Source organism: Limnothrix sp. CMB-01, from assembly GCF_055193175.1.
Genome location: NZ_CM143720.1, coordinates 2,436,444 through 2,459,639, shown reverse-complemented (window position 1 = coordinate 2,459,639; position 23,196 = coordinate 2,436,444). Strand labels below are relative to the sequence as shown.

25 protein-coding genes are annotated in these 23,196 nt (G+C 54.9%); 15 read left to right on the top strand and 10 right to left on the bottom strand.

Annotated elements, in window-relative coordinates; genetic code table 11:
* Positions 1 to 83 precede the first annotated feature (83 nt).
* From priA to ACZA91_RS10390, 3 genes are all read left to right on the top strand, one after another.
* Positions 84 to 2,552 carry a primosomal protein N' gene (priA, locus tag ACZA91_RS10400; RefSeq protein ID WP_463182287.1) on the top strand — a complete coding sequence of 823 codons (2,469 nt, stop codon included), beginning with the start codon at positions 84 to 86 and terminating at the stop codon, positions 2,550 to 2,552.
* 85 nt (positions 2,553 to 2,637) lie between these two features.
* Complete coding sequence (locus tag ACZA91_RS10395; RefSeq protein WP_463182285.1) at positions 2,638 to 2,886, top strand: DUF433 domain-containing protein; 249 nt, start codon at positions 2,638 to 2,640, stop codon at positions 2,884 to 2,886.
* Positions 2,887 to 3,061: 175 nt separating this feature from the next.
* Positions 3,062 to 3,652, top strand: coding sequence for a Uma2 family endonuclease (locus tag ACZA91_RS10390; protein WP_463182281.1), 591 nt, complete (start codon positions 3,062 to 3,064; stop codon positions 3,650 to 3,652).
* A gap of 72 nt (positions 3,653 to 3,724) precedes the next feature.
* On the opposite strand, the gene ACZA91_RS10385 is transcribed toward ACZA91_RS10390, so the two are convergent.
* The 3 genes from ACZA91_RS10385 to acnB form a co-directional block, all read right to left on the bottom strand.
* Positions 3,725 to 4,057: a low molecular weight protein tyrosine phosphatase family protein gene (locus ACZA91_RS10385; RefSeq protein ID WP_190533287.1), complete on the bottom strand. Its 333-nt coding sequence runs from the start codon at positions 4,055 to 4,057 to the stop codon at positions 3,725 to 3,727.
* A 169-nt stretch (positions 4,058 to 4,226) separates the two neighbouring features.
* Positions 4,227 to 4,730: a transposase gene (locus tag ACZA91_RS10380; protein ID WP_463182274.1), complete on the bottom strand. Its 504-nt coding sequence runs from the start codon at positions 4,728 to 4,730 to the stop codon at positions 4,227 to 4,229.
* 248 nt (positions 4,731 to 4,978) lie between these two features.
* Positions 4,979 to 7,570, bottom strand: a complete 2,592-nt coding sequence (acnB, locus tag ACZA91_RS10375) for a bifunctional aconitate hydratase 2/2-methylisocitrate dehydratase (RefSeq protein ID WP_463182269.1) — start codon at positions 7,568 to 7,570, stop codon at positions 4,979 to 4,981.
* A 304-nt stretch (positions 7,571 to 7,874) separates the two neighbouring features.
* Between acnB and ACZA91_RS10370 the strand changes: the two genes are divergently transcribed.
* The 4 genes from ACZA91_RS10370 to ACZA91_RS10355 are packed head-to-tail and all read left to right on the top strand — an operon-like array spanning position 7,875 to position 10,381.
* Complete coding sequence (locus ACZA91_RS10370; protein ID WP_463182266.1) at positions 7,875 to 9,023, top strand: AAA family ATPase; 1,149 nt, start codon at positions 7,875 to 7,877, stop codon at positions 9,021 to 9,023.
* A gap of 2 nt (positions 9,024 to 9,025) precedes the next feature.
* Positions 9,026 to 9,643 (top strand): DUF4276 family protein, encoded by a 618-nt coding sequence (locus ACZA91_RS10365; protein ID WP_463186422.1) that lies wholly within the window; start codon positions 9,026 to 9,028, stop codon positions 9,641 to 9,643.
* 17 nt (positions 9,644 to 9,660) lie between these two features.
* The gene (locus ACZA91_RS10360; protein ID WP_463182265.1) at positions 9,661 to 9,918 is read left to right on the top strand and encodes a hypothetical protein; all 258 of its coding nucleotides are present in this window, start codon (positions 9,661 to 9,663) and stop codon (positions 9,916 to 9,918) included.
* Between the two features lie 13 nt (positions 9,919 to 9,931).
* The gene (locus ACZA91_RS10355) at positions 9,932 to 10,381 is read left to right on the top strand and encodes a DUF29 domain-containing protein (protein WP_190533270.1); all 450 of its coding nucleotides are present in this window, start codon (positions 9,932 to 9,934) and stop codon (positions 10,379 to 10,381) included.
* Between the two features lie 164 nt (positions 10,382 to 10,545).
* On the opposite strand, the gene ACZA91_RS10350 is transcribed toward ACZA91_RS10355, so the two are convergent.
* From ACZA91_RS10350 to ACZA91_RS10340, 3 genes are all read right to left on the bottom strand, one after another.
* Positions 10,546 to 11,490: a lysylphosphatidylglycerol synthase domain-containing protein gene (locus ACZA91_RS10350; protein ID WP_190533267.1), complete on the bottom strand. Its 945-nt coding sequence runs from the start codon at positions 11,488 to 11,490 to the stop codon at positions 10,546 to 10,548.
* Between the two features lie 174 nt (positions 11,491 to 11,664).
* Positions 11,665 to 12,111 (bottom strand): DUF2214 family protein, encoded by a 447-nt coding sequence (locus tag ACZA91_RS10345; RefSeq protein WP_190533264.1) that lies wholly within the window; start codon positions 12,109 to 12,111, stop codon positions 11,665 to 11,667.
* A gap of 82 nt (positions 12,112 to 12,193) precedes the next feature.
* Entirely contained in the window at positions 12,194 to 12,409 is a 216-nt protein-coding gene (locus ACZA91_RS10340) for a hypothetical protein (RefSeq protein WP_463182261.1), read from the bottom strand.
* 61 nt (positions 12,410 to 12,470) lie between these two features.
* On the opposite strand from ACZA91_RS10340, the gene ACZA91_RS10335 reads away from it, so the two are divergent.
* Together ACZA91_RS10335 and ACZA91_RS10330 are read left to right on the top strand one after the other, a co-directional pair.
* Positions 12,471 to 13,421: a GDP-L-fucose synthase family protein gene (locus ACZA91_RS10335; protein WP_463182259.1), complete on the top strand. Its 951-nt coding sequence runs from the start codon at positions 12,471 to 12,473 to the stop codon at positions 13,419 to 13,421.
* Between the two features lie 133 nt (positions 13,422 to 13,554).
* Entirely contained in the window at positions 13,555 to 13,857 is a 303-nt protein-coding gene (locus ACZA91_RS10330) for a YkvA family protein (protein WP_099531504.1), read from the top strand.
* Between the two features lie 37 nt (positions 13,858 to 13,894).
* Here the strand turns inward: ACZA91_RS10330 and ACZA91_RS10325 are convergent, their stop codons facing one another.
* On the bottom strand, positions 13,895 to 14,329 hold the full coding sequence (locus ACZA91_RS10325) for an NUDIX hydrolase (protein WP_463182258.1): 435 nt from the start codon (positions 14,327 to 14,329) through the stop codon (positions 13,895 to 13,897).
* 118 nt (positions 14,330 to 14,447) lie between these two features.
* Positions 14,448 to 14,843, bottom strand: a complete 396-nt coding sequence (locus tag ACZA91_RS10320) for a hypothetical protein (protein WP_463182256.1) — start codon at positions 14,841 to 14,843, stop codon at positions 14,448 to 14,450.
* A 249-nt stretch (positions 14,844 to 15,092) separates the two neighbouring features.
* On the opposite strand from ACZA91_RS10320, the gene folD reads away from it, so the two are divergent.
* The 3 genes from folD (at position 15,093) to ACZA91_RS10305 (ending at position 18,042) form a co-directional block, all read left to right on the top strand.
* Positions 15,093 to 15,959 carry a bifunctional methylenetetrahydrofolate dehydrogenase/methenyltetrahydrofolate cyclohydrolase FolD gene (gene folD, locus ACZA91_RS10315; protein ID WP_463182255.1) on the top strand — a complete coding sequence of 289 codons (867 nt, stop codon included), beginning with the start codon at positions 15,093 to 15,095 and terminating at the stop codon, positions 15,957 to 15,959.
* A gap of 539 nt (positions 15,960 to 16,498) precedes the next feature.
* Complete coding sequence (gene crtE / locus ACZA91_RS10310) at positions 16,499 to 17,416, top strand: geranylgeranyl diphosphate synthase CrtE (RefSeq protein ID WP_099531518.1); 918 nt, start codon at positions 16,499 to 16,501, stop codon at positions 17,414 to 17,416.
* 158 nt (positions 17,417 to 17,574) lie between these two features.
* Positions 17,575 to 18,042 carry a divergent PAP2 family protein gene (locus ACZA91_RS10305; RefSeq protein WP_099531500.1) on the top strand — a complete coding sequence of 156 codons (468 nt, stop codon included), beginning with the start codon at positions 17,575 to 17,577 and terminating at the stop codon, positions 18,040 to 18,042.
* A gap of 7 nt (positions 18,043 to 18,049) precedes the next feature.
* Here ACZA91_RS10305 and ACZA91_RS10300 read toward each other — a convergent pair whose 3' ends face one another.
* Entirely contained in the window at positions 18,050 to 18,172 is a 123-nt protein-coding gene (locus ACZA91_RS10300; RefSeq protein WP_463182252.1) for a hypothetical protein, read from the bottom strand.
* Here ACZA91_RS10300 and purB point away from each other — a divergent pair.
* From purB to ACZA91_RS10285, 3 genes are all read left to right on the top strand, one after another.
* Positions 18,171 to 19,466, top strand: coding sequence for an adenylosuccinate lyase (purB, locus tag ACZA91_RS10295; RefSeq protein WP_099531499.1), 1,296 nt, complete (start codon positions 18,171 to 18,173; stop codon positions 19,464 to 19,466). The genes ACZA91_RS10300 and purB overlap by 2 nt on opposite strands.
* A 97-nt stretch (positions 19,467 to 19,563) precedes the next feature.
* Positions 19,564 to 20,247, top strand: a complete 684-nt coding sequence (locus ACZA91_RS10290) for a hypothetical protein (protein WP_463182251.1) — start codon at positions 19,564 to 19,566, stop codon at positions 20,245 to 20,247.
* Positions 20,248 to 20,400: 153 nt separating this feature from the next.
* A complete protein-coding gene (locus ACZA91_RS10285) occupies positions 20,401 to 21,120 on the top strand; it encodes a Uma2 family endonuclease (protein ID WP_463182249.1) in 720 nt (239 codons plus the stop codon).
* Between the two features lie 83 nt (positions 21,121 to 21,203).
* Here ACZA91_RS10285 and htpG read toward each other — a convergent pair whose 3' ends face one another.
* On the bottom strand, positions 21,204 to 23,180 hold the full coding sequence (gene htpG / locus ACZA91_RS10280; RefSeq protein ID WP_463182248.1) for a molecular chaperone HtpG: 1,977 nt from the start codon (positions 23,178 to 23,180) through the stop codon (positions 21,204 to 21,206).
* Positions 23,181 to 23,196 lie beyond the last annotated feature (16 nt).

Below are 23,196 nucleotides of genomic sequence, written 5' to 3'. Positions count from 1 at the left end.
GCCTAGCCCGATCGCCCCTTGCATAACTTTTGGTCGATCGCCCTGATCGAGTAGGGTAGGGGTTCGATCGAGCGGTGAGGCAGATGCTCGAAACCGAATTACGAGAAACGCCGATCGCGCCGGCCTTGCCCGAGTTGTCGGTGGCCGCGGGCTATGTGGAAGTGTTGGTGGACTGTCCGGGCGTGACCGAGGCCTACACCTACACGATCGGGGCAGACCAGGCGATCGGGCCGGGGGACGTGCTGACCGTGCCCTTTGGCGGGCGATCGGTGGGGGCGATCGCCCTGCGTTGTTGGCAGCAGTTGCCCGAGGCGATCGATCCCGATCGGCTGCGGGAAGTCGAAGGAGTCGTAGCGAGCGGGCTGTTTGCCCCGGACTATTGGCAACTGTTGGCGCAGGTGGCGGACTACTATTGCGCGTCGCTGATCCAAGTGGCGCGGGTGGCCCTGCCGCCGGGAGTGTTGGGACGGGCATCGCGGCGGGTACGACTGGCAGACCCGTTACCGGCTGCGGCGGCGGCAGGCGTGGCGGAAACCCTGCTGAGTCCGATCGCCCTGCGGTTGTGGCAATGGCTGCGATCGCAATCGGGGCGCGACTACAGTTGGCGCTTTTTGCAACAGAAATTTCCCGGGGGCGATCGGGGGTTGCGGGACTTGGTGCGGCGCGGCTGGCTGATCAGTTACTTGGAATCGCCCAGCGCCCCCAAACCTAAGCGCCAGCAGATGGCGATCCTGATTGGCGAAGGAGAACCGCTGACCCCGCGCCAACGGGAAATCGTCGGCATTTTGCAGCGGCGCGGCGGCGAACTGCTGGCTCAGGAGTTGATTACCCTGGGGCGCACCAGCAGTGGCACGTTGCGATCGCTTGAAGAAAAGGGCTGGTTGCTGCTGGAGGCGCGGGAAATTTTGCGCGGAGATCGCCACGACTCGGGCCAGCGCGATCGCCCCAAAACCCTGACCCCGGCCCAAGCCGCCGCCCTGGAAACGATCCACGGACTGGAACCGGGCCAAACGGCTCTGCTGCATGGGGTGACGGGTTCCGGCAAAACGGAGGTTTATCTCCAGGCGATCGCCCCGGTGTTGGCGCGGGGCCAGTCGGCGTTGGTGCTCGTGCCGGAGATTGGTCTCACGCCGCAACTGACCGATCGCTTTCGGGCCCGGTTCGGCACTCAGGTTTGCGTCTACCACAGCGGCCTCTCAGACGGGGAACGCTACGACACTTGGCGACAGATGCTAGATGGCACGCCCCAGGTGGTGATTGGCACGCGATCGGCGATTTTTGCGCCCCTGCCGCATTTGGGGATGATTTTGCTGGATGAGGAGCATGATCCCAGCTTCAAGCAAGATTCCCCGGCTCCTTGCTACCACGCGCGACAGGTAGCCCAGTGGCGATCGCGCCTGGTCGGTTGCCCGTTGGTGTTGGGGTCAGCCACGCCCTCCCTGGAAACCTGGACGAGCCAACCGATCTACGTGTCCCTGCCCGATCGGGTGCATGGTCGCCCCCTGCCGCCGGTTGAGGTGGTGGATATGCGCCAAGAGTTGCGCGACGGCAATCGATCGATCTTTAGCCGCTCGCTCCAAGAGGCCATCACCGAGGCAATCGCCGCCGGTCGCCAAGCGATCCTATTTGTGCAGCGGCGGGGCCACAGCACCTTCGTATCCTGTCGCAGTTGCGGCCATGTGATGATGTGCCCCCACTGCGATGTGTCCCTGTCGTTTCACCACCAACGGGAAACGGCTCAACCCCTGTTGCGCTGCCACTTTTGCGGCTTTGGGCAACTGCACCCGCCCGCCTGTCCCGCCTGTGGGTCGCCCTACCTGAAACATTTCGGCAGCGGCACGCAGCGGGTGGTGCGGGAACTGGAGCGGCAATGGCCCGACCTGCGAATTTTGCGCTACGACAGCGACACAACCCGCACCAAGGATGCCCACCGGATTTTGCTCGATCGCTTTGCCCGAGGCGAGGCGGATTTGTTGGTGGGCACGCAAATGCTAACCAAGGGAATCGACTTGCCGCAGGTGACGCTGGTGGGGGCGATCGCCGCCGATGGGTTGCTGAATCTCTCGGATGTGCGGGCCGGCGAGCGGGCGGTGCAAACCCTGTTGCAGGTGGCGGGCCGGGCCGGGCGCGGCGAGGAACCGGGGCGGGTGATTTTGCAAACCTACAGCCCAGAACACCCGGCGATCGGGGCGGTGGCCAATTACGACTATCCCAACTTTTTGGCACAGGAACGGGAGACACGATCAGCGTTTAACTATCCACCCGTGGGGCAAATGATCTTGCTGCGACTGAGTGGCCCCGACGAGGCGGCGGTGGGGCGCAGTGCCGAGCAGGTGGCGGCGCTACTGGAAACGGCCCGGGGCGATCGCGCTTTCGATCTGTTGGGGCCAGAGCGGGCGCAGGTGGGGCGAATTGCCAATCGATTCCGCTGGCAAGTGCTGATCCGCATTCCCCCCGAGGGCGATCGCCCAGCCAATTTGCTAGAGGTGCGATCGGCTTGTTTGCCCGGTGTCAGCCTCACGATCGACGTTGATCCCCTGAATTTTCTGTAGGAGTGCCGGGGGCGATCAACTTGCCCAGCTCCCAGCAAAGTCGCAACAATAGTAATAGTCGTTTTATACCTGTGGGGCGATCGTCATGTCTATTCCCAACGCTGATTTACTCCTGCAACGGATCACGATCGATCCGCAACTATGCCATGGGAAACCCTGTATTCGCGGTCTACGATATCCAGTTGAGTTTCTTCTAGAGTTACTCGCATCTGGAATGACTCATGCTGAAGTGTTAGCCGATTATGATGATTTAGAACCGGAAGATTTATTGGCAGCATTAACCTTCGCCGTTCGTCTCAGCCAAGTCAAGCAAACCTACGCGATCGCATCATGAAGTGGTTAGTAGCTGGTAGGTTGGGTTTCGCTAGCTCAACCCAACACGATTAATGCCAAATTAAATACTAACCAAATTCAAAATAGTCCATACCAAATTCAATACACTGTTGGGTTTCGTTCCTCAACCCAACCTACCTGACTACCTGCTTATCGTTTTCTTGGAGTGATCCAGTATGGTTGCTACATCTGTCCAGCCCGTTGCCAGCCCTCCAAAACAAACAGAGGACGACTATTTTGCTCTAGACACTCGCTCTGAGCATCGCCACGACTATGATCGAGGAATCATCACTCCCATGACGGGCGGCACACCTAACCACAACCGGATTATTGTCAACCTTGCTACCCTGTTGAAGATGGGCCTAAAACGTCAGCCCTACGATGTGTTTTCGAGCGATCAGCGGTTATGGATTCCCGAAGCCGATCGCTACACCTACCCCGATGTGATGGTGACACGCGATCCCTTGGAATTAAAACCGGGGCGCAAGGACACCGTGATGAATCCGATTTTGTTGGCGGAGGTGCTGTCAAAATCAACCGAAGATTATGATATTGGCGATAAGTTCAGAGCCTATCGAACGATTCCTGGCTTTGGGGAGTATTTAGCCATTTCGCAAACCTGGCCGCTTGTCACCCATTACGTCAAGCGCGATCGAGGCTGGTTGTTGAAGGATGTGATCGGGTTAGAAGCAACCCTGAAATTGGAGTCGATCGCCCTAGAAATTGCCTTAGCAGATTTATACGACAAAGTGGATTTTTCAGAATAGTTCAACAAATTCCACCATCACATCGATCGAATGCAATCAATCCTAATTCGCAGCATTCGATCGTTCACAATCTTAGAGAAATTTCTGAATATGTAGACCAACACGCTTCTCAAGCAGTGCAATCAGTGCTGGATCCATATATTGAAATTGATCTGGGATGTCTAGCGATATGATTCTTTTGCCATTGAGAGACGAACGAAATCGCTGTTGAATTTTGGCTTTATGTTTCTTCTCCATCACAAAAATCACATCTGCCCATGCAATCAGCTCCCGATCGAGTGGGTTGTTAGCCGATGAATGAATTCCCGCTGACAAACAATCTAACTGATCAAATCTCGAAAAAATCGCTTCGGCAGTTGGGCTTCTCAGCTTATTTTGCGCACAAACAAACAAGATTTTTGGCATTTCCTAGAGATCAGCTATGGTCAAGTTACTGACTTCATGATAACGATCCAAAAACCACAATTTTCGTAGGGGCGCATCGCCATGCGCCCTCCGATACGCAAGATCCCGAAATCCAAGAATTATCGTTTGAATCGATCACCTCTGGCGGAGGGCGTACGGCGGTACGCCCCTACGGGGGATAATTTTTGGGGATGTTGTTGGGATGTAGGGAATCGGTTGACCACGATCGCGGATTGTTTTCAATATAATCTCGAATATGGTTGAGCATTCGATCGTCCCGCACGATCGACTCATAATAATTGCGTTGCCAAACCGGTGTTCCTGGTGCATTCCGGTATTGGTTGATGCGTTTGGTAGTCGCTGCTTTGAAACCGGCAATTACAGATCCGAGCGATCGCGCCCGCCGCCTCAACAGACGTTTGTCCAGCATACTGTCATCAACCGGTTCGCTCTCATTACTCGGTGATTGTGTCTGCACGATCGGGCGATCGAACCACAACAACCCATGAAAATGATTGGGCATGATCACCCAAGCATCCGACTTTAATTCATCCCGAATTTCAAAACTTCGCAACCATTCATTTCTGACGATCATTCCCAATTCGTTCAGAACGGTTTCGCCCTGCGAGATTGTTCCAAATAAACATTCCCGTTGATAACAACAAAGGGTCACGAAATAAACGGCTGACTGCGAATAATCAAATCCCTTTAATCGAATCGATCGCCGATGATGAATCGCCGGGTTGTACGCCATCTTTCAACGCCCGATCAACACAATTTCCAATCCAAAAACCACAATTTTCGTAGGGGCGCATCGCCATGCGCCCTCCGATACGCAAGATCCCAAACCCCAACGCTCGCCGTTTCAATCGATCGGCCCTGGCGGAGGGCGTACGGCGGTACGCCCCTACCGAAGATTAATTAACGGCCGGCGCTGACTAGGACTTTTTCTTGGTCTTCCTTCGAGACCGATCGCCCTTGATCCTCAAAGCCATCGATCTGATCGAAGTTGAGGTAGCGGTACAAATCACCCGCCAGCGGATCGATCTTGCCCTTCACCACTTCCAGGTATTCCTCACGGCTGGGAATCCGGCCGAGCAAGGCACAGACCGCCGCCAACTCCGCCGAGCCGAGGTAGACCTGCGCGCCCTTGCCCATCCGGTTGTTGAAGTTGCGCGTTGAGGTCGAAAACACGGTGGTGTTGTCTTCCACGCGGGCTTGGTTGCCCATGCAGAGCGAACAACCGGGCATTTCCAACCGACAACCGGCCGCCTCGAAGATTTCGTAGTAGCCTTCCTGACGCAGCATTTCTTCGTCCATCCGCGTCGGCGGGCAGATCCAGAGACGCGCCTTGGCTTTGCCGGCCCCTTCCAGCACCTTGGCGGCGGCGCGGAAGTGACCGATGTTGGTCATGCAGGAACCGATGAACACCTCTTGTACCGGGTCGCCCACGCAATCGGACAGGGTTTTGATGTTGTCCGGGTCGTTGGGCGCAGCCACCAGGGGTTCCACCAGTTGGTCGAGATCCACTTCGATGATGTCGGCGTATTCCGCGTCCGCATCGGCGGTCATCAGGGAGGGGTTCGCCAACCAGGCTTCCATCTGGGCAATCCGACGGGCGATCGTCCGGGCATCTTCGTAGCCACGGGCGATCATGTTCTTTAGCAGGGTGACGTTCGATCGCAGGTATTCCGACACGGTTTCCACGCTCAGGGCGATCGTGCAACCAGCCGCTGATCGCTCCGCCGTCGCATCGGTCAGCTCAAAGGCCTGCTCCAGCTTCAGATCCGGCAGCCCTTCCATTTCAATGATCTTGCCGGAATAGATGTTCTGCTTGTTCTCCTTCGCCACGGTCAGCTTGCCCTGCTGAATCGCCACGTAGGGAATCGCGTTCACCACATCCCGCAAAGTCACGCCCGGTTGCAGGCTGCCCTTGAACCGCACCAGGATCGACTCCGGCATATCCAACGGCATCACGCCCAAGGCCGCCGCAAAGGCCACCAACCCGGAACCGGCCGGGAAGGAAATGCCCAGGGGGAAACGGGTGTGGGAGTCGCCGCCCGTGCCCACCGTGTCCGGCATCAGCATCCGGTTCAGCCAGGAGTGAATGATCCCGTCGCCGGGGCGCAGGGCCACGCCGCCGCGCTGGGCGATGAAGTCCGGCAATTCCGCATGGGTCTTCAGATCCACCGGCTTGGGATAGGCCGCCGTGTGGCAGAAGCTCTGCATCACCAGATCAGCGCTGAAACCGAGGCAGGCTAGCTCCTTCAGCTCGTCGCGGGTCATGGGGCCGGTGGTGTCCTGGGAACCCACGGTGGTCATGCGCGGTTCGCAGGACGTGCCGGGGCGCACACCGGGCAGACCGCAGGCCTTACCGACCATCTTTTGGGCCAGGGTGAAGCCTTTGCCGGTGTCGGCGGGGGCGGTGGGGCGCACGAACAGGGTGCTGGGTTCCATCCCGAGGGCTTCGCGGGTTTTGTCCGTCAGGCTGCGGCCGATCAGCAGCGGAATCCGACCGCCGGCCCGCACTTCATCGACGATCGTGTCGGGCTTCAGGCTGAAGGTGCTGATCACCTCGCCCGCTTCGTTGGCGATTTCGCCCTTGTAGGGATAGATGGTGATCACGTCGCCCGTGTTCATTTGGGCCACGTCACACTCGATCGGCAGGGCCCCGGAATCTTCCGCCGTGTTGAAGAAAATCGGCGCAATCTTGCCGCCCAAAATCACGCCGCCGGCCCGCTTGTTGGGAATGTGGGGAATGTCGTCGCCGATGTGCCACAGCACGGAGTTGATCGCCGATTTGCGCGAAGACCCCGTACCGACCACATCACCCACATAGGCGATCGGGTGGCCCTTGGCCTTCAGTTCCGGCAACAGGCCCAGGGCTTCCGGCATCTTGGTTTCCAACATCGCCAAGGCGTGCAGCGGAATATCGGGGCGGGTGGTGGCGTGGGTGGCGGGCGAAAGGTCGTCGGTGTTGGTTTCACCGGGCACTTTCAGCACCGTGACGGTGATCGCTTCGGCCAGCTTGGGCTTGCTGATGAACCAAGCGGCGTTGGCCCAAGCGTCGATCGTCTGTTTGGCGTAGGGGTTGCGCTCCGACAGTTCCAGCACGTCGTTGAACGCATCAAAGGCCAACGTAATTTTGCTGAGGGCGGTGGCGGCGGCTTGGGCGATGCCCGCGTCCTTCGCTTTCAGCAGGCTGACCAGGGATTGCACGTTGTAGCCACCGACCATTTGCCCCAGGATGGCGACTGCGCCTTGGGGGGTGATTAGGGGGCTGGTGGTTTCTCCTTGGGCGATCGCGGTCAGGAACGACGCTTTCACATAGGCCGCCTCATCCACACCGGGGGGCACGCGATCGCACAGCAAGTGCATCAAAAATTCTGCTTCCCCAGCGGGTGGGGTTTCCAGCAGCTTACACAGGTCGCTGGTTTGGGCGGCATCGAGGGGCAAGGGGGGGATGCCCAGTTGACCGCGTTCTGCAACCTGTTGGCGATAAGCTTCGAGCATGGTGTGTTCTGTCTCCTGCGAGCGCTGTAGCGTGGATGCCGAGCATCGGCGATCGTGCTTAACAGTCTAGGATCGCGAGGGACATTTCCTGGCGCTGTAGCGGTTGCGCCAATCACCAATCTGGGTTCATTACTGGCTCATAACATTAGATCTATGCACTCTACTAGCCTAGGCTAACAACATGCCCCATATCTAAACCAATACCATGTTGCCAACATTGATTGCCCAACTCGACTCTGTTCAATCATTTGCTCCTATGAAAGCTATGCTAGATTGTGATTGATCGTCTTGATATAAAAGTAAAATGTTAATTACACACCTCAAGCTAAAAAATTGGCGCAACTTCAAGTCAGTTGATGTAGATCTACGAGATCGTGTATTTGTAGTTGGTCCCAATGCCTGTGGAAAATCAAACTTATTAGATGCATTAAGATTTTTAAGAGATATTGCAAAAGATGGCGGCGGATTACAGAAAGCGATTCGAGATCGTAAGGGGCTTTCAAAAATTCGTTGCCTTGCAGCTCGCCGCCACCCAGATGTTGAACTAGAAATACATCTGTCAGAAGCTCTAGGAGATTCGCCAACGTTTAAATACGCGCTGGGAATCCAGCAGAAAAAAGGTGGTGATAATTCACCTCAAATTTCCTATGAACGTGTCTGGAAAGACGGACAACAAATTTTAGATCGCCCTAATCAAGATGATAAGAGAGACATTGTCAGACTACGTGAAACTTACTTGGAACAAGTTAACTCTAATTTTGAATTTCGTGAAATACAAGCATTCTTGAATTCGATTTTGTATTTACATCTCATTCCTCAGCTTCTACGGCATCCTGATGCATTTCAAAGCAATGCATTACAAGACGACCCCTTTGGAAGAAGCTTTCTGGATAGGATTATTAAGACACCTGAGAAAACCCGGCGGTCTCGTCTCAAGAAAATTGAAGGTGCACTAAAAATTGCTTTACCCCAGTTGAAACAACTGCAAGATGTGAAAGACAGGATGGGTGTGCCCCACCTGGAAGCGCTCTACGAGCACTGGAGGCCCAATGCTGGTAAGCAGCAGGAAGATCAATTTTCAGATGGAACGCTAAGACTTATAGGTTTACTGTGGTCTTTACTGGAGGGAAATTCACTCCTTCTTCTAGAGGAACCTGAACTATCACTCCATTCAGCAATCAATGCCAAATTACCTGCGTTGATTGAACAGCTTCAGAAAGGTAAACGTCGCCAAATTTTTATTAGTACCCACAGCAGTGACCTACTAGCTGATCCAGGAATCGGTGGAGAAGAGGTTCTCTTACTAACCCCGCGGCCAGAAGGCACTCAGGTGGAGGTTGCATCTTCACTGGAAGACATCAAGCCATTACTAAGTGTAGGACTAAGCATTGCAGATACTGTCTTGCCGAAAACTAAACCTACAAACATTGATCAACTAGACTTTCTCAAGTGAATATGATCTTCGTCAATATCGCAGTGGAGGATGATCTGAGTGAGATTGTTTTAAGAAAAATCTTGGAGCAGTCTGGATCTCAATTCAGTATCATGAACTGCCTCAAGCAGAACGGAGCTGGTTTTCTGCGAAAGAATGCTGTTAAGTTTAATACTGCTGCTGCTCAGTCTATACCCTTTATTGTGCTCACTGATTTAGATCAGAAACAATGTCCTGTGCTTCTGATCAAAGAATGGCTTGGTGAAACCAAGAGACATCGAAATTTTTTACTACGTATTGCTGTACATGAAATAGAGTCTTGGGTTATGGCTGATCGAAGTGCTTTATCCAAATTTTTGCAGATTAGTGATGATAACTTCTTGCAAAATCCTGACGATATAGGAGATCCTAAACGCTTTTTATTAAATGTTGTCAGTAAAAAATGTCGCAAGCGTAGTCTAAAAGAAGCTTTGCTACCATTACCAGGATCAACAGCAACGCAAGGAAGAGGTTACAACTTGGTCTTAGGCGATTTTATTAGGAATAGTTGGCGCACTAGCTATGCAGTGGAATCTTCACCTAGCTTGAGACGAGCTACTGCTGCCATAAACCAACTAGCTGATCTTAATCAACTGAAATAAACAGGGAGCGATCGAGCATGGTGACATGGCAAACCCTGAGCAAACAAGCAGAGAAACTCTCTTGGCGCGAGATTGCTCCGCAAGGCTATCGCCAACGCCTCGCCCTGATTTGGCAGCTAGTGCGATCGCTCCTGGGGCGATCAGTTCAGCCTCTCCCTGACTTCTGGGAACGCCTTCAACAGTGGCGCAGCACCATTGATTGGGACGCTTGGAGTGACGATGATCCCTGGGCTGACGTGCGCGATCGCAACCCAGGGCGAAATGTAACCCTTTGATGCTGTTAATGCTATGGCTACCGATCCTCCTATTTCCTATAACACCGACTTTTATGGCTGGATTCAGCAGCAGACTAACCTACTGCGATCGCGCCAATTCGACAGCCTTGATCTTGAAAATATTGCCGAGGAATTAGAAAGCTTGGGACGCTCAGAACGTCGTGCTTTGCTGAGTCAAATCACTCGTTTATATTTACATTTACTGAAATGGCATTATCAACAGGACAAGAGATCGCGCTCCTGGTTGATTAGCATTGTTGACGCAAGGGTTGAGATTCAGCGCCTGTTAGCCGACAACCCCAGCTTTAAGGCTTGGTTACCAGAAGGAACCATGGCAGCTTATGCCGACGCTCGCACCAAAGCACAAGCCGAAACTGGTTTGCCGATCGCCCTGTTTCCCGCTGAGTTGCCCTTCACATGGGAACAGGCCATGACCCAAGACCTTACATCAGAGGCTGTTTGAAAAAGTAGGAGAGAGTATTCAATTCCGCCAATTGCCTCAGCATCAGGCGAATGTTGGCTAAATGAATCATCGTCTCTGAATGTAAGGGCTGATGCTCTTTGACTTGCTTCGCCGGTTTGCAAACCGCCTCCAAAGGGAGACCAAGTTCAGCCTTCGGTTAAGTGTTAATTCGATTCAGAGGCTTCCGATTCCCGAGATTCAGATTCCCCAGTCCAAATTTGTTCGGCAGGAGGCGTTAACCACCAGGCCAAGCCGCCCAAGCCGGTTTCCGCCAGCACACTCACCAATCGATAGCTGGCCACGCTGGCCAACAGAGCCGCTGGATTGACGATCGACCCCAACAGGGCGATCGCCGCCGCTTCAAAAACCCCAACCCCGCCGGGCGCACCAGGCACGACCAATCCCAACAACCAGGCCAACCCAAACCCACTGGCCAACCGAGGCAAATCCAGAGGATTAATGGCACTAAAGGCCGCCAGAGCTGCCAAAAAGCCCGCGCCCCGCCACAACAAAAAGCCCGTTTCCCCGAACAACGGACCGATCGGGTATTGGCTCAGTTGGGCCGGTTGGTGATGGGGGTTGCTGTCGGTGGTTTGCAGTTTGCGACGACCCAACCGTTGCAGCAGGGGATTCAAAATGCGGGGATGCACCGCCGCCAGCACCCCGATCGCCAGGGCTAATTGCACTCCCCACCAAGCCCGATCGCTCGCCAAAACCCCCAGCAGTAAAGCCGCCACCGCCATCAGTAACGGCTCCAGCAACACACTGGCCGCCGCCACTGGCCAAGCCACGCCCACCCGGCCCGCCGCCCGAATGCGACCGTAGAAATGCCACACATTCCCCGGCAAATACTTGGCCACATTGGTCACCAGATAGGTGCGCAGTACCCAGCCACACGGGGCCGATCGCCCAAAGGCCTGCAACAGCCAGCCCCACACCACCGCTGACCACAAGTGCGCCGCCGCCGTCAGTCCCAACGACAGGGCCAACCAGCCCCACCCTTGGATGGTTAACCGCAAGGTGGCAACTTCCGCCGCCCGATCGAGCAGTGTTTTCAGCAAAAAAGCGAGGACTAGTCCCAAGACCAGCCAGCGGCCAAATTTCTTCAAAGGGGTTTAACCAAAAATTGAGATTGCCATCAACAAGATAGCCACCCAGTAGCCGTTAAATGGCCCCCAATCAGACTTTCATGGGCAATCACAACCCGATCGCAATCCTTGAGGCATTCGATCGCCATACCCAATGAAACACTGCCTGAAGCATAGCGGTCTAGGCACTGAGGGTTACGCACTGCGGGCCAGGAGTGCCGCCAACAACGGAAGACTGATCCAGCCCACCAGCTCAATCCGAATTAGCCAAGAGAGCCACTGAAATTGTGTTTGACCCAGTTGGGGAACCTTGCCTTCTCGCAAACTGCCAATCCAAGACACAAAGGAAATGGTTGGATAAATCGACAAAGCCCCGACCAAGAGAAATAGGCCAACTTTGGTATAGAAAATGGGGTTGCCAAGGTAATAGTCAGCACCCTTGCCAAAGTAAAGAACCCGCAACGCTCCGGTGAATAAAACCAGAGAAGCGGAGATGCCGTAGATCACGTCAGCAATCAGAATTCGCCAGGCTTCCGCGATCAAGAGTTCTTTTTTGAGAGTCAGCAGTTCCACAGCCACAGCCCCAAAGGCCAACATGAAGCTGAGGTAATGGAAATAGGCAGTAATTGCGCTGGGCCACATGGTGATTGGAGGAGTTTTTAGTGAAGGGCAAGTGAAGGGCCAATAACAAATAATGGACTTAAACCGCTTTAAATCGCCCCCTTCAAAACGTGGCTTTGAAACCGCCATTAATAGTAATTGATAACTTTGCTGGCGATCGGCGGAAGCTGAATTTCCCGATGACGACCAGGGGGAGCAGGTGTCGGATCGGGTGGGGCTGTTCCAAAATGGGGTTTTCTGGGTGTTCCGCATTGGTTGCGGGGCCGGAAAAATCAGAAACCGAGGGCGATCGCACCTTGGCGATCCCAATTTGCGGCATTTGCGGCCAGTTTCGACCCCGATTTTCCCCACGTTTTTAAGGTGAACAGCAGGTGAACAGCATGAGCAACACCCCGATCGACTTGAGTAATAAGACCATTTTGGTGACCGGCGGCGCGGGCTTCCTGGGCAAGCAGGTGGTGCAACAGTTGGTGGCGGCGGGGGCGAATCCTGAAAAAATTACGATTCCCCGATCGCGCGAATGCGACTTGCGGCAATGGGCGGCCTGTGAGACGGCTGTGGCAGGTCAGCAGGTGGTGATTCACCTGGCGGCCCACGTGGGCGGCATTGGTCTGAACCGCGAAAAACCGGCCGAGCTGTTTTACGACAATTTGATGATGGGTACGCAATTGATCCATGCGGCCTATCAAGCGGGGGTGGAGAAGTTTATTTGTGTGGGAACGATTTGCGCCTATCCCAAATTCACGCCCGTGCCGTTTAAGGAGTCTGATCTTTGGGAGGGCTATCCCGAGGAAACCAATGCGCCCTATGGGGTGGCGAAAAAGGCGCTGTTGGTGCAACTTCAGGCCTATCGAGATCAGTATGGCTTCAATGGCATTTATCTATTGCCGGTGAATTTGTATGGGCCGGAAGACAATTTCGATCCGGGTAGCTCCCATGTAATTCCAGCACTGATTCGCAAGGTACATGAGGCACAACAACGGGGCGATCGACAGATTCCGGTTTGGGGCGATGGCAGTCCCACGCGGGAGTTTTTGTATTCCACCGATGCGGCGGCGGGCATTGTTTTGGGGGCGCAGTTGCTGAACAGCTCGGAGCCAGTAAATTTGGGAACGGGTCGGGAAATTTCGATTCGCGATTTGATTGAGCTGATTTGCAACCTGATGGGCTACGACGGGGAGTTGGTTTGGGAAACGGACAAACCCAACGGCCAACCGCGCCGCTGTTTGGACACGACGCGGGCGAAGGAACTGTTTGGATTTGAGGCGCAAACGAGTTTTGAGGATGGGCTGCGCCAAACGATCGACTGGTATCGCGCCCATGCGGTTTAGGGGGCGATCGGGGGGCAATTGCTGAACTGGCTGAGGGGTGCGGGTTTCGCGATCGAGCGGTGGGGTCGTCACCCTCGACGCTGCCCGATCGCCCCTGTCAAGATGAGAGGCAATCACGCGGCAGGATAGCGCCATGAATATCTCCCCCAGCGCCCTTTACGGTTGGTATCGCGACACGATTCGGAACCCGAAATATCGCCTCTGGATTGTGGCGGGCACGCTGGTGTATCTCCTCAGCCCGATCGATATTGCGCCGGACTTTCTGCCGATCGCGGGCCAACTGGATGATTTGGCGATCGTGACCTTGCTGATTGCAGAGCTGTCGCAAATCGCGATCGAGTGGTTTAAAAATCGCCCCACGGTGAAGTCCGCTCCGGCGGCCACGGTGGCTGACTCTACGGTGGATGTGAACGCCGTCAAGATGGACGGCCAATAATGGAATGATCAGTAATGACCGGTTGCCTCAATTTCTCTTAGTCATTGAGCCAGAGGGCTGGGTCTTGATGCAAGGCTAACAGGATCGATCGATGGGGTGTGCCGATCGGGCGCATCTGTTGCAAACGGGGCGACCAACATTCTCCCGCTTCCAAGTCGGCGATCGTGCCCCAAGCCAAATCCTGCCCTTCGTTTAATTCCAGCTCCGTGAGCGGCACGGTGAGCAATCCGTGAAAGAAAAAATGCTGGCGGCCGCTGTCTTGCAGGGTCGATCGAAACGGACTTAACCGGGGCGGCACAAAGCCAATTTCCTCTTGCAGTTCCCGCCGCAGACCCGCTGCGGGAACTTCGCCGGCCTCCAGGTGTCCGCCAAATAGGCCCCAGTGACCGGGATAGAGAATGTGGGGAAAATCATCCCGCAGTTGCAACAGGAATCGATCGCGCGAGGGAGGATAGAGCAAAGCAAGGGCCACGGCTTCTATTCCTGATCTCGTTCCTGTTTCGGACTCTGGGGATGAGCTGTCCCTGTTTGATTCAGATCCTGATTGGGATCTGGGGCTTGGGCTGGGGTCTGATGGACGCATGACTAATTCAAGGCTCCTCGATCGCGTAAATTTCGCCCATCTCCTGCTGTCCCACTTGGATCGGTTGATAGCGAAGGGAGGTCTTGAGTTTCACCACTTGCCCTAGCTCAAGCTCGGTTCGATCGCCCTGAGACAGCACCCAAATCCAGCCCGTTGAATCTTCAATTCGGTAAATGCGGCCGTCGAGCAGGGGCACTCGTTCGACGGCTTTGCCTTGGATATAGACCGATCGCCCATTGAGCGATGCAGCCGGTTGTTGTTTTAACTCCCCGATCGCAACGGTTGGCGTGCAGCCCACCATTAACCAGGTGAACCCCAGAACGAACCCATGCCACCCCTTGTTTTTTTGTCCTTTTAGCCGTGGTGGGACGGGTGGAGCCAAACGCCGCAACATCTGAGACATGAGCTGCTGAGACATTGCCGGTATGGTGATTTTCAATCAGATCCTGTTGCTCGTTATGGTTGCGCAATCGGGCCCTCAGTGACCACGATTCTTAACTTTAACTTTTGCATTGGCTGCTTCATGGGTTTTCACATGGGTTGACGAAATCGTTGAGGTGCGGAAAATCCTTTAGATTTTGACGCTGAAATGCTCAAAACGCATGATCAATTCTTTACAGTTTGAAGCGTTCTTTCTAGAATTTCTCCCCTCATGACTGCGCGCCTGCTGGACGGAAAAGCCCTTGCCGAGAAAATTCAAGATCGCCTGAAGGTGGAAATTGCGGAACTCCAGCCCGATCGGGGCCGTGCGCCTGGCCTAGCCGTGTTGATGGTCGGGGACAATCCCGCCAGCGCCGCCTATGTCCGCAACAAAGAACGGGCCTGCGAGCGTTTGGGCATGGTCTCCTTTGGTCAGCACCTGCCCGCCACGGCCACCCAAGCGGAACTAACCGCCATCATTCATCAGCTCAATGCCGATCCGAACGTGGATGGCATTTTGGTGCAACTGCCTTTGCCGGAAGGGCTGGATGGCAACGCCCTGCTGTTGGAAATTGACCCCGACAAGGATGCCGATGGGTTGCACCCGGCCAATTTGGGGCGGTTGGTGCGGGGTGAGCCTTGTCTGCGCAGTTGCACCCCGGCCGGCGTGATGGAAATTTTGCGAGATGGGGGCATTGATCCGGCTGGCAAAAAGGCCGTGGTGGTGGGGCGCAGCATTTTGGTGGGCAAGCCGATCGCCCTGATGCTTTTGGAAGCCAATGCCACGGTTACGATCGCCCATTCGCGCACCCCGGACTTGGCGGCCGTTTGCCGAGAAGCCGATATTTTAGTGGCGGCGGTGGGACGGCCCCTGATGATTGGCCCGGACTACATCAAGCCGGGCGCGACGGTGATTGATGTGGGAATTAATCGCATTACCGATCAGACCGGTAAGAGCAAGCTGGTGGGGGATGTGGATTTCGATCGCCTGTTGGATGTGGCCGGCGCAATCACGCCGGTTCCGGGTGGCGTGGGGCCAATGACGGTGACCATGCTGCTGGCCAACACCGTGGAGAGCTATCGTCGCCGCCTGGCCTAGTTATCCTGACTAATCATCCCGACTAAGTTATCCCGACTAATTGTCCCGATCGCACTCAGGGAATCTTCTGCATCTGAATGCTCTGGATCGGGGCTTTCTTCATCCAACCGGCTGGATTGAGATTTTCTTTGTCCAGCCGGCTGGATTGAACCAACTGAGGATTTTGGGGAATAGGTCAGAGATCCTCTCGATCGCTGCGGTGGATCCAGCCGGAATAGGTTGATGAGTATCAGTTCTATGAGCGTTAATCAACGGTTTGCAAAGGTTCACAAAATTACTGGAATGGCCTGGAAATTCGCTCGAAATCAGCCCTAAATTCACGCAAAATCTGACGAAATCTGATCAGAATCTGGTCTGTCCCCTCGGGGCGATCCCCTCAGGCGGTACAATGCCCCTCAAACCAACTTCTGACGGTGGTGGTTGTGGTTCAGCGGTTGTTTTGCTAGGCCAAAAGCGCACCGTAACCAGGCCGGATTCCGCCTGTGGCGGCGATCGGGTTCGGTAAGGAAGATTTCTTGCTGTTCTGTTGTGCTTGTCCCATGACCGCTAGCGCGCCTACTGCTCCCTCGACGGGCTTTGATCTCAAAGGCTATCTTCGCGAACGCCAAGCTTTGGTTGAGGCCGCCCTCGATCGATCGATCTCGGTGGTCTATCCCGAAACCGTTTATGAGTCGATGCGCTATTCCCTGATGGCGGGGGGCAAGCGGTTGCGACCGATTCTGTGTCTGGCGGCCTGTGAGCTGGTGGGTGGGGCGATCGAATCGGCCATGCCCACGGCCTGTGCCCTGGAAATGGTTCACACCATGTCGCTGATTCATGACGATTTGCCGTCCATGGATAACGACGATTTTCGGCGCGGCAAACCCACGAATCACAAGGTTTATGGGGAACCGGTGGCGATTTTGGCCGGGGATGGGCTGTTGGCCTATGCCTTTGAATTTGTGGCAACCCAAACCCAAGGCGTGCCGGCCGATCGAGTGGTGCGGGCGATCGCCCTGTTAGGAAAATCCGTTGGGGCCGCCGGCCTGGTGGGTGGTCAAGTGGTAGACCTGGCCAGCGAAGGTAACCCGAACATTTCCCTCGACACCCTACACTTTATCCATCGCCACAAAACCGCAGCCCTGTTGGAAGCCTGCGTGACCACCGGGGCCACGATTGCCGGAGCCGATGAAGCCACCGTGGGCAAACTGGCGCAATATGCCCAGGACATTGGTTTAGCTTTCCAAATTGTGGATGACATCCTCGATGTAACTGCCACCACGGAGGAGCTGGGCAAAACCGCCGGTAAGGATTCCGCCGTGGAAAAAGCCACTTTCCCGAAACTCTATGGCTTGGATCGATCGCGCGAAATGGCCAAGGAATTGATCGATCGTGCCAAGGCCAGCCTGAACGAATTCGGCGCGGCCGCGGCCCCTTTGCAAGCCCTGGCCGACTACATCGTCAGCCGCAAAAACTAGCAACCACGAGGGCGATCGCCTCCGGTTTCCCGTCCAACCCCCGCTAGACAAGGGGCTTAAGCCCCTTGCTCCGGCCACCGGATTCGCTCCTTTGGATCTGGCCCTCGCGATCGCTTCCTCACCCACCGTCCCCAACTCGATCGCCCCCCGCTCGACCCATGGACGACTTTAGCCACATTCTCGATAACCGCATTCTCCTGGTCTCTTTGGGGTCTTGTATCCTGGCCCAGGCCATCAAGCTGGTGGTAGAACTTGCTCGCCAGCGTAAGTTTGACGTGCGCACCCTGGTGACCACGGGTGGAATGCCCAGCGCCCACTCCGCCCTCGTGGCCGCCCTGGCCACGGGCATTGGCCAAACCGTCGGCTGGAGCAGCATTGAATTTGCCATGGCCACCATCTTCGCGATCATCGTTATGTACGATGCCGCCGGGGTGCGCCGGGCCGCGGGCAAACAGGCCGCCGTCTTGAACCAAATCATTGATGAGTTTTTTGAAGGCGACCACCAACTCAGTGAAGAACGCCTGAAGGAACTGCTGGGCCACACACCGTTTCAGGTGATTGTGGGTTGTGGCCTCGGGATTGCCTGTTCCCTGCTGCTGGTTCCGAGTATCGCGATCGGGAGCTAATCGGGAGCTAATCGGGAGCTAATCGGGGCGATCGCTCCGGGAATCCCATTCGGGCGCGATCGCCAAAACCCGGTACAATGGCTCGGTTAATCTCTTCACGGTGTTCTGGAAACATCGACAAGACAGGCATGATCGACCGCTACACGCTGCCTGAGATGGGCAATCTCTGGACGGACGCATATAAGCTGCAAACCTGGCTGCAAGTGGAAATTGCGGTTTGCGAAGCCCAAGCAGAACTGGGATATATCCCTGCCGAAGCCGTCGAAGAGATCAAAGCGAAAGCTAACTTTGACCCCCAGCGCGTTCTGGAAATTGAAGCGGAAGTGCATCATGACATGATCGCCTTCCTGACCAATGTGAATGAGTACGTGGGCGACGCGGGTCGCTACATTCACCTGGGCTTAACCAGTTCCGATGTGTTGGACACGGCATTGGCCCTGCAATTGGTGGCCAGCATCGATACGCTGCTCAAGCGGGTGGAATCGCTGATCCAAGCCCTGCGCTACCAAGCCCAGGAACACCGCAACACGATTTGTATTGGCCGCAGCCACGGCATCCACGCGGAGCCGATGACCTTTGGTTTCAAGCTGGCGGGCTGGCTGGCGGAAATGTTGCGCAACCGCGATCGGCTCGTGCAACTGCGCGATCGGGTAGCTGTGGGCAAAATTTCCGGCGCAGTGGGAACCTATGCCAACATCGATCCGCGTGTGGAATCTTTGGCCTGTAAGCTGCTGAACCTGGAACCGGACACGGCTTCCACTCAGGTAATCTCGCGCGATCGCCATGCGGAATATGTGCAGACCTTCGCGCTGGTGGCGGCTTCCTTGGAGCGGTTCGCCGTGGAAATCCGCAACCTGCAACGTACCGACGTGCTGGAAGTGGAGGAATTTTTCGCCAAGGGTCAAAAAGGCTCCTCGGCCATGCCCCACAAGCGCAACCCGGTGCGATCGGAACGGATTACCGGGATGGCACGGGTGATTCGCGGCCACGCCGTGGCGGCCCTGGAAAACGTGGCCCTCTGGCATGAGCGGGACATTTCCCACAGTTCCGTGGAGCGGACAATTCTGCCCGACTCGTCAATTTTGCTGCACTTTATGGTGGTGGAAATGACCAACTTGGTGAAGAACCTGTTGGTTTATCCCGAAAACATGAAGCGCAACATGAACTGCTATGGCGGTGTGGTGTTCAGCCAAAAGGTGCTGCTGGCCCTGGTGAAAAAAGGCTTGACTCGCGAGGATGCCTACGCGGCCGTGCAAGGCTGTGCGCACCAAGCTTGGAACAATGAAAGTGGCGATTTCTATAAGCTCATTTGCCAAGATGCCACGGTGAAATCCCTCCTGTCCCAAGAGGAAATTGATGAGTGCTTTGATCCGCAACAGCACTTGCGCAACTTGGATGTGATTTATCAACGTTTGGGCATCTAAATTTCCCGTTTGGAAATGTTGAACCTAATCGATCGAGACCGGAGCCGGTAGGCAATGGTCTCGATTTTGGTTTGGGCAATTTTGAGCTTGATCGCCCATGATGGAAGCGATCGCGTTGAGGTTGGGGGGCGCAATGGATCTGGAAAGCTGGTTAACCTACGGAGCCATGGGATTAGCGGCGGCGATCGCCCCGGTTTGGTGGTGGGTGGCCACCTCGGCAGGCAGCCAGGCGGCGGCAATTGTGGCGGCGGGTTTCGGCGGGGCGATCGCGCTGTTGGTGTTGCTGTGGTGGTGGCTGCGACAGCGGCGATCGGCTAGCTACGGGTCGTATCCTTTGAATTACCGTTCGAGTTCTTCTGGATCGAGTCGATCGACCCTTCACAACCCGATCGATTCCCTGCCCATTAATCAGGATCAGGTGATTGATGCGGTGGGCGAAGCGGCTGAGATTGTGGTGAATGAGGCGATCGAAGAGTTAGCTGAAATTGCGAGCCAACAAATTCAGGATTGGATTGAGGAGCAGACCGCCGAACCAGAGCCGATCACGGCGGAGTCGGGTAATTTTGCAGATATTTTTGAAGCAGCAGAATCAGCGGCTGATCATGGCGGGGCGATCGAGTCTAACAGCCCCAGTGACTATTCCAGCAGCGATTCCGGCAGTGATTCTAGTTGGAGTTCCAGCGACTATTCGAGCGATAGTTCGAGTGATTATTCCAGCAGTTCCACTGATTACTCCAGCAGCGATTCCAGTAGCGATTCTGGCTGGAGTTCCAGCGATTAATGCTGACCTGAATCGATCAGTTTCCCCGCAGTAATTAGGAACCTAGAACCGTAAACTCCTCCCAAAATCGATTGATCCGATGCAGTTACTCACCTGACCGATCTGATTGTTCGTTATCATCATCAAACCCATTGCGATCGCGAGGACTTACCGATGATTGTCCCCAGCGCCCCGATCGAACCCGTTTCACCACCCCAGCCGATCGACTATCCCGACAGCGACGGCCAGCCGATGGCAGACAACACCAAACAATTCCAATGGATTCAGATCCTGCAAAGTAATCTGGCCGCGATCTTTGCCCATGATCCGCAAGTGTTTGTGGCGGGCGATTTGCTCTGGTATCCCATGGAAGGCAACAACACGCTTCGGCAAGCCCCTGATGTGATGGTGGTGTTTGGTGTGCCCAAGGGCGATCGCGGTTCCTATCAGCAATGGCGCGAAGATAACATTGCTCCGCAAGTGGTGTTCGAGATTTTGTCACCGGGTAATCGCTTTGGAGAAATGGTGAAAAAGCAAGCCTTTTATGACACCTATGGCGTAGAGGAATATTACGTTTATGACCCCGATCGCAACGACTTGAGCATTTGGTTGCGATCTAACCCAGGGAGCCTCCAACCAGTTTTTGAGACCACCCCTCATTGGATTAGTCCGCGCTTGGGTGTGCGGTTTCAATTGACTGAAGAAACCTTGATGCTGTTTCGGCCCGATGGGTTGCCCTTTTCAACATTGCTCGCAGAGTTGCAACGGGCTGAACAAGCCGAACAACGAGCCATGGAAGCAGAGAAACGAGCCGAACAGGCCGAACAGCAGATCGATCGCCTCGCGGCCCGGTTGCGAGAATTGGGCATCGATCCTGATGCGATCGACTCCTAGGCGATCGCTCCATCAAAAACCCCCGCGATCGAACCAGGCGATCGCGGGGGGTGATCCAACTAACAACAACTGAGAAACCGAATCTATTGCTTGGTCAATTGAGTCAGCACTTGGTTCGATCGCGACACAAACGACTTCATGCCATCCGCATCAAAGCCCTTTTGCGCCATCAATGCCAAATCATAAATGTGGTTGCAAAGCATTTTGCCCAGCTCGGCGGCCGGTGATTGGCTGCCATCGGCCAGGGCGATCGAACCGCCACTCAAGCTCAACAGGTTTTCCACCAGCGGGTGCGACGAATTCACCAGCAACACATGGGTATCGGGGAAGCTAGCAGCCTTGCCCTCAAACATCGCCGTCATGTCTTGAATTCGGCGCATGGCTTCCGGCAACAACACCATGGCCGGCGGTGCAGATTCCTCCGCTTTCAGGGCTTCCACGCGCACGGTGACGCTCGGTTTGCCCAGGGCTTCTTCAAACAGCTTCTTGATGCGATCGCTGCGGGTTTCGTTGGTGTTGGGGTCAACAATTTCCGCCTCTTTCTTAGAGGAATCCAGCAGCGCTTCATCGAGTTCCGAATCCACCCGCGAGAACTTCACCTCGGAATATTCCCGCTCCAAGAAACTGACGAAATGCGTGTCAATGAACGAATCCAGGAACAGCACTTCTAGACCCTGGCTCTTGTGCAATTCCACATAGGTAGCTTGGGAGGCCGGATCGGTGCAATAGAACACGCGATTTTCGTGTTTTTCTTTGTTCCGCTCCAGATATTCCTTCAGGGTGGTGTAGTAGAACCCGTTGGCATCCTTGGCTTCTTGGGTTTCGGTGGGGTTCGACCAAGCATCGCCCTCTTCCGTTTGCACTTCCACCTGTACTGCATCACTACCGCTGCCCAATTCCGCCGTGGTGCGATAGATCAAAATGTCTTCTACTTGCTTCTTGAACTTGTCATCGTTCAAGGAGCCAAACTTAACAAACGTGCCCAAATCTTGCCAGCAACGAATGTATTCGGGCAGGTCGCTGCGGTAGAGATCCTTCAGTTGATCGCCGACTTTCTTGGCAATGTAGTTGGCAATTTGGCGAACGGTGCGATCGGCTTGCAAGTAGCTCCGCGACACATTCAAGGGAATGTCGGTGCTGTCGATTACGCCGCGCAGGGGCAACAGGAATTTGGGGATAACTTCTTCGCAGTTATCGCTGACAAACACCTGATTGCAGAACAGTTTGATATCACCCTTGGTGGGGTCAACGTCCGGTTTTAGTTTCGGAAAATAGAGAATCCCGTTGATCACAAAGGGATAATCAGTGTTCAGATGAATCCACAGCAGCGGCTCATCTTGGAAGGGATAGAGATAGCGATAAAACTCCAGGTAGTCTTCCTTGGTTAGGTTGCTGGGTGACTCTTTCCAAGGGGCTTTTTGGCGGTTGATTTGTTCGCCGTTCAGCTCGATCGGGTAGGGCATGAAGTCGCAGAACTTCTTCACCAAACCGCGAATCCGCGCCTCTTCCAGATACTCAGCTTCTTCATCCAGCAGGGTGAGGGTGATCGTCGTACCGCGCTCGGTGCGATCGCTCGTGTCGATTTCAAATTCCGTGGAACCATCGCAAGTCCAATGCACCGCCTGCGCACCCTCTTGGTAGGAGAGGGTATCGATTTCCACGGTGCTGGAAACCATGAACGCCGAATAGAACCCCAAGCCAAAGTGGCCGATGATGTTCTGATCGGAATTCTTGAATTTCTCGACGAATTCTTCGGCGCTGGAGAACGCGACTTGGTTGATATATTTCTCGATTTCCTCGGCGGTCATGCCGATGCCGGTGTCGGTAATCGAGAGCTTTTTGTTGTCTTTATCAAGGGCGATCGTGATTTTCGGTTCGCCCACATCGGCGCTGGTTTCGCCCATCATGGCGATCGCCCGCAGCTTAGAAATCGCATCCACGGCGTTGGAAATCAACTCCCGCAGGAAGATTTCATGCTCCGAGTAGAGCCACTTTTTGATAATCGGAAAAATATTTTCGGTGTGAACCGTGATATTGCCTTTCTTTAGCACGCTGCTCATAGGAAACGGCTGGTTG